Below are 12,049 nucleotides of genomic sequence, written 5' to 3' on the forward strand. Positions count from 1 at the left end.
CAATTCATATCAAACGTCCGATCATGTTTAAACTTTTACAACTGTACGCCGAGCGCTGTCGCCATGTGGCTTTTACCAGTGCCAGGGCCGCCGATCAGCACGACATTGCCGGCACTATCGGTAAAGTCCCCCCGGTGAAGCTGGCGAACAAGAGCCTCATTCACTTCGCTGGCCGTAAAGTCGAAGCCAGCGAGGTCTTTATATGCTGGGAAGCGGGCAGCCTTGATATGGTAGGCGATGGATCTGACCTCACGCTCAGTCATCTCCGCCTTGAGCAACTGCGACAGGATTGGCACAGAAGCTTGGAACGCTGGTGCCCCTTGTTCGATCAGGTCGCTGACCGCGTCAGCCATGCCGTACATTTTCAGGCCCCGCAGCATGGCGTAACCTCCCTATGTTACGCAGTCCGTCGTAGCGCTCAACGTTGGCCACAGGTTCTTGAGCAAGGCGCAACGCCTGGGGTGCATCGATTGGTGGGGCGGGAGGCGCATTGGCGTCGCTCAAGCGATGCAAGATGTTGAGAACATGGGTTTTGGTAGCCACCCCTGCATCAAGTGCAAGCTCGACAGCGCAGAGTACAGCCTGCTCATCATGATGGAGCACAAGTGCCAGTATCTCTGCCATCTCCCTATCGCCACCTGGCCGCTTGAGGATCTGCCCCTGTAGTTTCTGGAACGCTTGGGGGAGCTCGGTAAAGGGCGCACCATTACGCAGGGCACCAGGCTTGCGTTGGATAACCGCCAGATAATGGTGCCAGTCATAGATAGTTTGGCCAGGGCCATGATGGGACCGATTAATGATCCGCATGTGTTCGCATACGATTTACCCATGCGCAGCTACCACGACCGGTGCCGGATAGACCCTCAGGCTTACGCGATGATTGGCGAACGATGCCGGCACGCTGTACCGGTTGCGATCAAAGATTATGAGGCAAGTCGGCGATACCCGTTTGCTATGCTCAACGAAGCCGTCAAAGGCACGACCCATTGGCATTAATTGAGCCACTTCGGCGGCATGCAAATCTGCGACGCTACCGGGCCATTCTCCATGGGGGATCATCCCCCATTGTTCAACACACCTATCTTCGAGCCATTCGATCAGCGCATCAATATGAGGGAAGTTGGGCATTGGCTGCCATAGCCGTCGGCGAGCATCTTGAACGTTCTATTCAACTTGACCGCTCGCCATTGGGCTTGAACCAATGGCACACCAAGGGCTCGCCCCATTCAGATGCCGCATTGCAGAAGTCCGTTTCAAACAGATAGTGACTGGCCATAGCGGCGAAGCGGGCATTGACCTGCCTGATCTTGCCTTTACCAATGCGGTCCACGGCCGTCTTCATATTGTCGAAGATGCCCCGCTGAGGAACACCGCCCAACACCCGAAACGCTTGGGCTAAAGCATCGAATAACATCTCATGGGTCTGAAGTGGGTAGGCTCTCACGATAAAGGCACGGCTGTGGGACAACTTGGTATGAGCGACTTGTAACTTGGTCTGCTTGCCGCTCAGAACGGCAAAATCCTCACTCCAGTCAAACTGGAAAGCCTCACCTGCAGCAAACACCAACGGCACAAAAGTCCCACGCCCGCTAGTCTGCTGTTCCCGCTGGCGGCCAGCCTTCCAGGCCCGCACAAAGGCTGCAACCCGCTCATACGAACCATCATAGCCTAACACCACAAGATCAGCGTGCATCTGCTTGGCTGTGCGCTTTTGCTTGCGCGACTTGTTGGCCTCCATCAGGAGCCAGCCCGACAATTTATCCGCAAACTCATCAAGCTTGCTTGGCCGAACTGACGTCTTGAAAACCGGCTCCAAGATGTCGCTGCGCAGATACTTTCTGATCGTGTTGCGCGACAATGCCGTCCGCCGCTCAATCTCACGTATCGGCATCCCTTGGCGAAAATGCCAACGGCGTATCACACTCAATAAATCCATGTTGATCACTCCTCATCCCCCAACTCTCAGCCAGGGGCAGTTCAAACATGGGTCAATTCTCAATGAAAATTTGTACCTCTACCGGGTCACTTCTCAGCGACAATCAACACCTTGGGGTTGTAAACAAGCAGGATCATGAAATTGGGGTCGCTGAATCCCTCAAGATGAGCGGGTTTTATATTGCGATTGGCCTTGGCTTTTCCGGCATTATCTGGATGCTGTACAATAATGCGTCACCGACAGCCTCGATCGACCCACAAATTCTATCAGTGACGGGAGAAGAGCGCGCTTGGACCGCGTTGCAACTTTATCTAACCGGATTTGCCGTTGAAAAGACGCTTGCCATGGACAATGTCTTCGTCATTTCCATGGTCTTCACCTATTTGGCTATTCCCAGAAAATACCAGCATCGGGTCCTGTTCTGGGGCATAATCGGTGTGATTGTGTTGCGCGCGATCATGATTGGCGTTGGCGCAGCGCTGGTCAGCCAGTTCTCTTGGGTGCTCTATGTTTTTGCCGTCTTCCTGATCGGCACCGGTATTATGATGTTCATGAAGGGCGATAAAGAGCCTGACATGGCAGACAATAAGATCCTAATCTGGCTGAAAAAGCGTATGAACGTCACGCCGGAATTGCATGGCAATAAGTTTCGCGTGCAATTGCCCGATCCAAAAACTGGAAAGCTGCGGTATTTTGCAACGCCACTTTTGTTGGCTTTGATGTTTGTCGAAGTCGTCGATTTAGTGTTTGCGATTGACAGTGTGCCGGCGATTTTTGCGATCACATCCGACGCCTATATCGTCTACACGTCCAACATCTTTGCGATCTTGGGTCTACGGGCCTTGTTCTTTGCGCTGGCGGCGATGGTGCATCGTTTCAAGTATTTGAAGTACGCCTTGGCCCTGACCCTGGTCTTTATCGGCTCCAAAATCTTTATGGGCGACCTTTTCCCCGGCGGGAAATTTCCAGCCGAATGGTCGCTTGGGATTACGATGGCACTCATCGCAGGCGGCATCCTCTTCTCCTTGTGGAAGACCCGCAAAGTGACAAATACTACGGCATAGGAACAAGAGCCTCCTTTCTTGTCGGCCAAGGCAGACATTGTGGTTCTTGGCATGCCAAACGGGTCAATGCTGGGAACCACGACTTTGCTGCCATCGTTTGGGCGGCACTGATTTGTGCGACTAAACCTTTGGGGGATCTTTCTTGTTGTAGTATAAGATCCCAGCAAAACATAACATGCTAAGTCCGATCACCATCATGGTGCCGAACACCATCGGAAAGTCAAAGAGGCGCGAATTGATGGCAGATCCTGCCAGTGTCGCGCCCACTGTGGCGAGTGCAATCACGGTGACAGACGGATAACGCATAACAAACAATGGGCATTTTTCGGGTATTCCTGCCAGACAATTCGATTTCAATTCTGCTTGATATCTGACGACACAAGGAGCTGGCCTCGCAAGAGCTTCAAATCGTACAGATCTAACTTCGGGTGTCCCACGGGGCTGCGCGGCAAGTAAGGTGAGCTTGCCGATTGCCTCAAAGTGTAAACCGGCGTAGCTACCCCATAGGGGTATATATTCGCCGGAGACCGCTAATGGATCATGAGACGGCAAAGTCAGCGCTTGCCGGTTTGAAGCGCATTGAAGGGCAAGTGCGTGGCATCAGCCGGATGGTTGAAGAAGGCCGCTATTGCATCGATGTGGTCACCCAGATTGAGGCTGCCCGTGCTGCCTTAGGGCGTGTGGAGGCCGATCTCTTGCGCGGCCATCTGGGCCATTGCGTCGCTGCAGCCATGAAGGCACCAGACCCTGCAGAGCAACAGCGTGTGATCGAAGAACTGATCAAGGTATTCCGCCGATGAGCAATCGCGTGCTCCTGATCCTAGCTGCAGGCTGCACGATGATCGCAGGCTGTGCCAATGTGCCGGATGAAAGCGCGACGGCCCTTTCGGAACGCATTAAGCGCGATGTGGGAGCCGCGCCCTCCACTGTCCAAGGCTCAACTCAGCAATCCCGAGTCCGCGCTTTGCTCACAAAGCCGCTTAACGCAGATGCGGCCGTCGAGATTGCCCTGATCAATCATCCCCGTGTGATTGGAGCCTTCGAGGCGCTTGGGATAGCGCGGGCTGACTATCTGCAGGCAGTCGTGCCTGGATTTGTTTCAGTGGACCAGATGGTGCTGCGGCCTGACCATGCAGGCTCTACTGGTTTGAAATGGGGTCTGGGACTGGATCTCGGCCGCCTCTTGTCCCTGCCCAATCGTCGCAAAGCAGCTGCTGGCCAGCGGGCATATCAAGAGGCAAAAGCAACTGCTGAGATTTTGGGCGTGGCGATGGGGGCCCGACTAGCTTGGATAAACTTGGCTGCTGCCCGCCAAAACGCAGATCTGATGGCGCAAGCCAATGACAGCGCCCAAGCCAGTGCCGCTGCTGCTGAGGCACTGTATGCGGCAGGCAACATTGCAAAAATCGAGCGGGATCGCGAGGCCTTGTTTGCTGCCGAGGCGGGCATTGCCCATGCACAGGCCCAAGCTGCACTTGTGCCTGCGCAAGAGGCGCTTGTCGTCGCGCTAGGTTTGCGGGGCGAACAATCAGGCTTGGTTGTTGAGCTTGAACGCATGGCCGCGCCACCCGACAGCCCAATCAGCATGGGCGATATCGAGGCTCGCGTGATCGCTTCGAGCACGGACTTCGCCATGGCGTCGGGAACCTTGCACGCTGCGCGCGTGGATCAGGAAATCGGCTGGTTTGCATCCCTTTTCCCCGACCTTGCCTTAGATGCCGAACGTGAGCGTGATGGGGGAGAATGGAAGCAAGGCAGCGGTCTCTCATGGGCTGCACCTGTGTTTGACCTCGGCAGCGGCGAACGATTGCGACGGGGCGCAACGGCGCGCCGCGCTCTGGCCATGGCGCAAGCCCTTGAGCTGGAATTGCGCGCACAGGCTCGAATTGCACGCGCTCAAGCTGAGGCCACTCGACAGATCGCGATCACCCGCCGCAACACCATGCTGCCGCTTTCGGCTGAGGTTTTTGACGGTGCCGTGCGGGACTTCAATGCGATGGAGATTGGCATTCTTGAACTGCTGATGGAACGCCGGGCACGCTTAGAGGCCGGGCGTGCCGCCATCGCGGCTACGGCCGACTATTGGCGCGCGCAAGCTGCACTTGATCTTTTGCTGGCAGGCGCGCCGGCCGGCCAGACGACCCTACTTGCATCAGACCCAGCCCCAAGCGCGCGCGACGCCAAGCCGGGCCACTAAAGGCAAAGCCATGACTGCTGATTATTCCATGTCTGATACCCCAAACCTCGACCGACGCGGCATGCTGCTAGCAGCAGGTCTGGCCGCTGGTGCTGTGGCGGTCGCCGCAAACCCAGCACAAGCTGCCGGGGCGCACGCCACATCTGTGGCTCACACCCAAGCCTATCCGCCTGGCAGGCCCGGCAAGGATTATCAGCCAGTCGTAGCTCCCAACGCCACCAAAGTGCCGTTCCAAATTCGCGATGGGGTCAAAGTGTTTCACCTCACGTTGGGCGAGTATGAACATATGTTCGCGCCGGGTTTGGTGGCTCGTGTCTGGGGGTTCAACCAAGCAGCGGCAGGCGCGGTCATTGAAGCTGTCGAAGGTGACCGGTTACGCATTTATGTGACCAATAATCTGGGTGCGCCGACGGCCGTACACTGGCATGGCTTGATCTTGCCGTCTGGTATGGACGGGGTTGGCGGGCTTTCCCAACCCAATATTCCGCCCGGCGAAACTTGGCTTTACGAATTTCCGCTGGTGCAGCATGGCACCTTGATGTTCCACGCGCACCATGACGAAATGGTGCAAATGGGATTAGGCCTCACCGGGCTTTTCATTATTCATCCGCGTAAGCCAAGCGCCCGTGTTGATCGCGACTTTGCCATCCTGCTGCATGAATGGAAGATTAGGCCTGGTGCCCGTCGTCCAAACCCCAATGAAATGACAGACTTCAATGTCTTCACCTTAAACGGCAAAGTCTTCCCCGCGACCGACCCACTGGTCGTTGCCCAAGGCCAAAAAGTGCGCATCCGGTTCGGCAATCTGGGGATGCAGAATCATCATCCGATGCACATCCATGGCTATAGCTGGACTGTTACTGAAACCGATGGCGGCGTGATCCCCGCAGCCGGACGCTGGCCCGAAACGACGGTCTTGGTCCCTGTTGGCACCACGCGCACGGTAGAGTTTCGTGCAGATTATCCCGGCGACTGGGCGATGCATTGCCATATGCTACATCACTTGATGAACCAGATGGGCCATGGTGCGCCCAATATGGTGGGCGTTGATACAGATAAGCTGCAAGCCCGCACAGCGGATGTGGTGCCCGAAGCCATGATCATGGGCCGTGATGGCATGGGGGAGCATGGCGAGCATGTTGCCATGGGGCACATGCCGGTTCCGGAAAATTCGATCCCAATGGTGGGTGCCGAAGGTCCGCGCGGTCACATTCCCATGGGCGGGCTTGTCACCATTTTAAAGGTCCGACCCGGCATTACCAGCTATGGCGATCCTGGCTGGTATGAGAACCCGCCCGGCACCGAAGCTCGTAAAGCCACACCCGAGGAATTGGCACGCGATGGCGTGCCTGTCCGATAAGCAGGAGATCCTAGCCATGCCCATCCAGATCAAAGCACCACGCATTTGCCGAGCCGTCCTTTTGTCCGCCGGCATTCTTTTGGCCTCGTCTGGCATAGCGCAGGCACATACGATGGAGCGCGCCATCTCCATTGCCAATAATGCGGTCCTGCAGGCCGCACCCGAGACCTTCACCGTCTCATATGTGCATCCTGCCCGGTTTGGCTCGGTGCAATTGCGCACAGCTACGGGCGAAACCGTGCCAATTCGCTATCAGCCACCCGCAAATGCCACGACAACCTTCACAATTCCCCTGCCAAAACTGGCCCCTGACAGCTACCGCCTGACCTGGCGTGTCATTGCAGAGGACGGGCACGTCATGTCTGGTACGGTGAACTTCACCATTGCCCGGCGCTGAGGGCCTGATGTTGACCCTTGATGGTCTGGGGTTAGCGGGTCTTTCCGCCAAAGCGGCGTGGGTTGTCACCGGGCTGTTGGCCATTGGTCTTTCCATGCAAGCGGCGTGTGGAATCATATCGACCCGTGAGGCATGGGTGCGGCGCTCAATCCTCGTCGCGGCAACAGCCTTGGCCGTTGCGGTGGCCACGCGTACTGCAACAAGCGCGATGGAATTAGCCGGCGGCTGGGACGGTGCCTTGGGGTTAGCCAGTCTGGTTTTCGAGATGCAACAGACCTCCATCTTTGCCTCAGCGTTGGCGGTTGGCTTACTGGTCGCAGGGGCGGTCTTCCGGTCACGCCTGCTTCTGGCCAGTGGGGCGATACTGGCTGCACTCGCATTTGGCCTAACAGGCCATGCCCGTAGTCAAGACATGCCGTGGCTAGCCGCTGGACTTGTAGGTCTGCATGTGGTGTTGGCCGGGTTCTGGGCAAGCGCACCGATGACCTTATGGCCAACCAATCACCTTTCCTCAGTCGCGTTGGCTGCACGTAACCGCCGCTTTGGTCAGATCGCGATCATGGCAGTGCCGGTGCTGATGATTGCCGGGGCCGTGTTGGCTTGGCTGTTCGGCGGGGGCGTCGAAGGCCTAACCCGCTCTGCCTTCGGAACTATGATTGCCATCAAGGCCATCTGCGCAGTGATGGCACTTTGCATAGGGGCTTGGAACAGGTTGCGCCTTGCCAGAGTGCTCGAAACAGATCCCCCTCGAGCCCGGTTCCTGCTTGCGCGTGCTATGGCGCTGGATTCTGCATTGTTTTCCGGCGCAATCCTGGCAGTTGTATTCGCCACAACCATCGCTGCCCCCATGACTTAAGCCATTGAGGACCGGTGCTGCAGATTTTCTCGCAGCCGAAGTCGCCGAAGTGCTCCGATCGAGGTCGCCGATGAGTGTCTGCTTTCGGGCTTAAGGGACTTGCGCATGGGTGATGACCCCGCCCCGTCGTTTCTGCCAACTATTCGGAGGATCTGTTCGCCTTTTTTTGTTAGCTTGTGGGTGGTGGTCAAGGCCCGCTAAGTGGACCATTGCATCGCTCAAGCGACATGGGCCTGGTTGGTCCCTTAGCCAAAAGCATACTTTAATTGTCACGGTGATCTGGAAATGCGCTGGCCACGTACACTTTCTTATGGAGTGGCTCAGGGCCAAGCCACCACCAAAAGAGCCCCCGAACAAGCGGATATCTTGCCAGTAGGGCCAGAGTATTTTATCCTCGCGGTTCACAAAATTTGCAAAAATTTGCAATTTGTGAGAAGCAAAAATGCGTCGGTTTGGACAGAATTGGTGTGACCAAACTCGCGTGACCGTCGCGATAAGGGCCATTGATTTTCGTTGATTTTGGGTCAAAAATGACAAGTCGTCATTTATATAATTAAATAAAATCAAGCACTTATGATATTAGTCAAAGACCTCCGTTAGCCTGCTGGGCAATGGCATTCAAGAGGTGTCCCGAAAGGGACGGCTCACGCCTCTTTGCCCTCGCAGGTCTGGTTTGGCGTGGGCCGGTGAGACTTTGCCGCGCAGGCGGCCCCGGTGATTGACTTCCAACGCTAGGTACTCCCACAGGGAGATTAGTCTTATGCTCACGTTCAAATGCTACCTTTAAAGGCTCTGCAGCCTTCTCCTCTCAAATCCCGTCGCATTGATAAGAAAATCGCCATCGATGAACTAGCAGCCCCCATTCAGGCCAATGAAACAGGAGCCATGGACATTGCCAATGATCAATTGGCATCCAGCGTGGAACAAAGGGCTGGGGCATTGGCCCCAATCACTGGTGCCTTTCGGAGTTCTTGAGTACATCAACAGCAGCAGCAACAAGCGGGTTATCATGGTCGTTCAGCCAAGCGGCGGCGGCGGTCACGACATTTACGGGCTCCGTTAATGGGCGAACAACAACGCCCTCAGGAGCAAGTTGTTTCATACTATAGGGCACCAGAGCGACCCCTTGACCGCAGCTAACGTAAGCAATTTGAGAGGCAACCGAGCGGACCTCATGCATAATCCTCGGCGTGAAGCCATATTCGTGACATGTCGCAACCAGCCTGTCGAAATAGAGTGGGCTAACCCGCCGCGAGGAGAAAACAAGATCCTCGCTTGCGAGCGAGATGATTCGATTGCTTGGCAACTCTGCCAACGGATGGTTAGCAGGCAAAGCAACGGCGAGTTGGTCTTGCGTCAAGGGATGCGTTCCAATCCCCGAAATAGCGGGACCATCAAGGCGCAGGAAAGCAAAGTCAATTTCCTTCGAGGCGAGCAAAGGTATCGCCTCCACACTGTCTATTTCTCGGATCGACACGGTTAGCCGAGGATACCTTAGACGCATCTCGGCCAGAAAATCCGGCACGGTCTCAAGCATGGCCGAAGTGATTGCGCCCAGCCGATAGACACCGCTCTGTCCTTTAGCAACCTCGCGGACTGTGCGCTCCAAGTGCTGAACTTGTTCCGCAAATCTCTGTATTGCCGGCAGTAGCGCTCGCCCTGATGCACTCAGCCGCGTTCCCTTCCGGGACCGATCAAACAAGGTCAAACCAAGAGATTGTTCCAGCACCTTGATCTGCTCGGTCAGGGGCGGTTGGGATATGCCGAGGCGCGCTGCGGCACGCCCAAAATGGCTTTCTTCCGCGACCGCGAGGAACGACCAAAGCTGGCGAATAAGCCGGAAATCAATCTGAGACATGATGCATCCTCATGGCAAAAGGCTATCACAGACATTGGAAGTTAAGATTTTACATATTACAAGCTGGACCTCATCTGGAGATTGATCCTTTCAGAGGAACCAATGACAGACACCCTTTCTCGCCTCGCTCTACTCGACACGAACACAGTATCTGACAGCTTGGATTTTCTGGGCTTGCCGGGAGCAACTTATGGGCTGCGCCCGCTATGGAACTGTCCCAAAATTGTTGGTCGTGCCGCGACTGTGCAACTTGGGCCGAAGGGCGATAACTTGCCATCAGCCCATCTCATTACGCCGGTAATTGACGCGATCTCGACTGATGACCGAATTCTGGTGATTGCGGGCGGGATTGATCGTGTTTCCTGCTGGGGCGATATCCTTGCGAATGCCGCGAAATTCAAAGGTCTACGGGGATCCATAATTGATGGTAACTGCCGCGATATCGAGGGGAGCGAGGCAATTGGTTATCCGGTTTTTGGCCGACAGGTCACCATGATTTCGGCTCGAAATAGAATAGTTCAAATTGCATCTGGCACCCCTGTCGAGATGGACGGCGTGACAGTCTATGAAGGTGATTACGTGATTGCGGATCGTTGTGGCACGGTTTTCATCCCAACCCGATGGATCGACGAAGTGTTGAGCCTTGGGGAACATGTATTGCGTCGGCAGGAAGCAATGGTTTCGGCAGTGCGAGCGGGTCAGTCGGTTACCGAAATCATGCACGACCGTCAATTCGAGGCCATTAGATCGACAGGGCCTGTCCAGTGAGAATCAAGTCTCAATCTATAAAGGATCGAAACCTTGTGGTGGCTTTCCAAGGCCTAGATTCTGCCGCGGTATCGGACGCTTTAGACAAGCTTGGTTTGAATGGTCAGGCCCTCGGGATATTGCCCTTAGCGAATTACGCGCAGCCTATTATCGGTCCTGCATTCACGGTGAAATATGTTCCAGTTGGAGACCCGCCTGGCACTGTTGGCGATTTCATCGACGATGTAGCCGAAGGGGACATCATTGTGCTTGACAATGACGGCAGGACCGACTGCTCAGTTTGGGGTGACATCCTGACCCAATATGCCGGCCTACACCGCATCGCTGGCACCGTGATTGACGGGGTCTGCCGCGATGTGGCGCGCGCACTTTCCGAAGACTATCCGCTATTTACAAAAGGGCGCTTCATGCGCACCGGAAAGGACCGCGTGGAGGTCGAAGCAGTCGGAGCTACGATATCGGTCGGCACTGTTCGGGTTCAGGCGCGGGACATTGTCATTGCCGATGCCAACGGCGTTGTCATCGTGCCGCGAGGACGGGCCGAGGAGGTGGCACGCATCGCACGTCAAATCGAGAATATCGAACAAGATATCCGCGACCGGATCGTCTTGGGGGAAGCGCTTCGTGTAGCTCGCGAAGCCGCTGCCTATCATCTTTTGCAACGAAAGAACTGACATGATTTACTCGGAGGAAATCCTAAACAAAGCCCTCGCACATGGTACGGCTACGCTTTTTGAAGCGGCCGAATTGCAATCCGTATCGGTTGACCCATTCATTCGTTCCGTTTGGCCTGGCGCGGCGGTTGCTGGTCCAGCCTACCCTATTGAATGTGCACCAGGGGACAATCTTGGGATCCAAATCGCGCTGGAGAGGGCACCGCGCGGATCGGTCCTTGTTGTTGACGCCCGCGGATTCATTGCCGGATATTGGGGCGAGGTCTTAACCGTGTTCGCACAAGCCGCGGTATTTCTGGTCTTGTCATTGACGGCGGCGTTAGAGACATTCTCGCACTCCAATCACGCCGCTTTCCTGTGTTTGCCCGGGGGGTATCGGTTCGAGGTACGCTGAAGGCTGCGGTGCCTTCAGTTGGCAAAGCAATTTCGCTGTCAGGCACTCAAGTTTGCTCTGGCGATCTGGTAGTTGCGGACGCTGACGGCGTAGTTGTTATTCCCATGCATCTTGTTGAGGCGACCCTTCAGCGTGGTGAAGCCCGGATTCGCAAAGAGGCCGAATGGATGGCCCGAATCGGCGCAGGCGAAACAACGCTTGATCTGATGGGGTTGGCGGCATGGAGAGAGATGGCGTGAACAACCTAGACTCCCTCTATGTACTAGTCGTCGACGATAACTCACATATGCGAGCCATTGTTGTGGCTATCCTTCGTGGTGCGGGTATCGGGATCGTCAAAGAAGCAAGCGACGGCGCAGATGCAATGGAACTGATGAGAGCTGGAGCTCCCGACATTGTTATTGTCGACTTAAATATGTTCCCGATCGATGGATTGGAGTTCACCAAAATGACTCGGACGGCCGTCGACAGCCAATTTCCATTTGTACCTATCATAATGATGACCGTATCCATCCGGCGAGGGCCACGGCGTGGCTTAGGGCGCG

At 55.7% G+C, this 12,049-nt stretch carries 10 protein-coding genes and 3 pseudogenes; 10 read left to right on the top strand and 3 right to left on the bottom strand.

Annotation, left to right across the window (positions count from 1 at the left end; translation table 11 throughout):
• Positions 1-41: 41 nt before the first annotated feature.
• Both B7364_RS08730 and istA read right to left on the bottom strand, forming a co-directional pair.
• A pseudogene (locus B7364_RS08730) lies at positions 42-380 on the bottom strand (ATP-binding protein); the annotation flags it as partial.
• A pseudogene (gene istA, locus B7364_RS08735) lies at positions 346-1,936 on the bottom strand (IS21 family transposase). The pseudogenes B7364_RS08730 and istA, both read right to left, overlap by 35 nt.
• A gap of 62 nt (positions 1,937-1,998) precedes the next feature.
• On the opposite strand from istA, the gene B7364_RS08740 reads away from it, so the two are divergent.
• From B7364_RS08740 to B7364_RS08770, 6 genes are all read left to right on the top strand, one after another.
• Complete coding sequence (locus B7364_RS08740; protein ID WP_269798774.1) at positions 1,999-3,000, top strand: TerC family protein; 1,002 nt, start codon at positions 1,999-2,001, stop codon at positions 2,998-3,000.
• A gap of 533 nt (positions 3,001-3,533) precedes the next feature.
• Positions 3,534-3,800, top strand: coding sequence for a metal-sensitive transcriptional regulator (locus B7364_RS08750; protein WP_085339619.1), 267 nt, complete (start codon positions 3,534-3,536; stop codon positions 3,798-3,800).
• A complete protein-coding gene (locus B7364_RS08755; RefSeq protein ID WP_085339620.1) occupies positions 3,797-5,197 on the top strand; it encodes a TolC family protein in 1,401 nt (466 codons plus the stop codon). Before B7364_RS08750 ends, B7364_RS08755 begins: the two co-directional genes overlap by 4 nt.
• Before the next feature lie 10 nt (positions 5,198-5,207).
• Positions 5,208-6,557 carry a multicopper oxidase family protein gene (locus B7364_RS08760; protein ID WP_198534133.1) on the top strand — a complete coding sequence of 450 codons (1,350 nt, stop codon included), beginning with the start codon at positions 5,208-5,210 and terminating at the stop codon, positions 6,555-6,557.
• 16 nt (positions 6,558-6,573) lie between these two features.
• Positions 6,574-6,954, top strand: coding sequence for a copper resistance CopC family protein (locus B7364_RS08765; RefSeq protein ID WP_157893613.1), 381 nt, complete (start codon positions 6,574-6,576; stop codon positions 6,952-6,954).
• Positions 6,955-6,961: 7 nt separating this feature from the next.
• Positions 6,962-7,810 (top strand): CopD family protein, encoded by an 849-nt coding sequence (locus B7364_RS08770; protein ID WP_085339622.1) that lies wholly within the window; start codon positions 6,962-6,964, stop codon positions 7,808-7,810.
• Between the two features lie 949 nt (positions 7,811-8,759).
• Here the strand turns inward: B7364_RS08770 and B7364_RS08785 are convergent.
• Positions 8,760-9,668: a LysR family transcriptional regulator gene (locus B7364_RS08785; protein ID WP_085339625.1), complete on the bottom strand. Its 909-nt coding sequence runs from the start codon at positions 9,666-9,668 to the stop codon at positions 8,760-8,762.
• Positions 9,669-9,770: 102 nt separating this feature from the next.
• Between B7364_RS08785 and B7364_RS08790 the strand changes: the two genes are divergently transcribed.
• From B7364_RS08790 to B7364_RS08805, 4 genes and pseudogenes are all read left to right on the top strand, one after another.
• A complete protein-coding gene (locus tag B7364_RS08790) occupies positions 9,771-10,436 on the top strand; it encodes an RraA family protein (RefSeq protein WP_085339626.1) in 666 nt (221 codons plus the stop codon).
• Between the two features lie 35 nt (positions 10,437-10,471).
• Positions 10,472-11,110, top strand: coding sequence for an RraA family protein (locus B7364_RS08795; protein ID WP_198534135.1), 639 nt, complete (start codon positions 10,472-10,474; stop codon positions 11,108-11,110).
• Position 11,111: 1 nt separating this feature from the next.
• Positions 11,112-11,743 (top strand): annotated as a pseudogene (locus tag B7364_RS18405) (RraA family protein).
• The coding region (locus tag B7364_RS08805; RefSeq protein ID WP_198534138.1) for a response regulator at positions 11,740-12,049 on the top strand (310 nt) is incomplete at its 3' end. The pseudogene B7364_RS18405 and the gene B7364_RS08805, both read left to right, overlap by 4 nt.

Origin of the sequence: Aquidulcibacter paucihalophilus (assembly GCF_002105465.1) — a bacterium.
In the GTDB taxonomy this organism is placed as follows: Bacteria; Pseudomonadota; Alphaproteobacteria; order Caulobacterales; family Aquidulcibacteraceae; genus Aquidulcibacter; species Aquidulcibacter paucihalophilus.

Excerpts from the sequence above, each read along its gene's own strand:
- B7364_RS08740 (WP_269798774.1), top strand. The coding sequence starts at position 1,999 with ATGAAAATTTGTACCTCTACCGGGTCACTTCTCAGCGACAATCAACAC.
- B7364_RS08750 (WP_085339619.1), top strand. The coding sequence starts at position 3,534 with ATGGATCATGAGACGGCAAAGTCAGCGCTTGCCGGTTTGAAGCGCATT.
- B7364_RS08755 (WP_085339620.1), top strand. The coding sequence starts at position 3,797 with ATGAGCAATCGCGTGCTCCTGATCCTAGCTGCAGGCTGCACGATGATC.
- B7364_RS08760 (WP_198534133.1), top strand. The coding sequence starts at position 5,208 with ATGACTGCTGATTATTCCATGTCTGATACCCCAAACCTCGACCGACGC.
- B7364_RS08765 (WP_157893613.1), top strand. The coding sequence starts at position 6,574 with ATGCCCATCCAGATCAAAGCACCACGCATTTGCCGAGCCGTCCTTTTG.
- B7364_RS08770 (WP_085339622.1), top strand. The coding sequence starts at position 6,962 with ATGTTGACCCTTGATGGTCTGGGGTTAGCGGGTCTTTCCGCCAAAGCG.
- B7364_RS08785 (WP_085339625.1), bottom strand. The coding sequence starts at position 9,668 with ATGTCTCAGATTGATTTCCGGCTTATTCGCCAGCTTTGGTCGTTCCTC.
- B7364_RS08790 (WP_085339626.1), top strand. The coding sequence starts at position 9,771 with ATGACAGACACCCTTTCTCGCCTCGCTCTACTCGACACGAACACAGTA.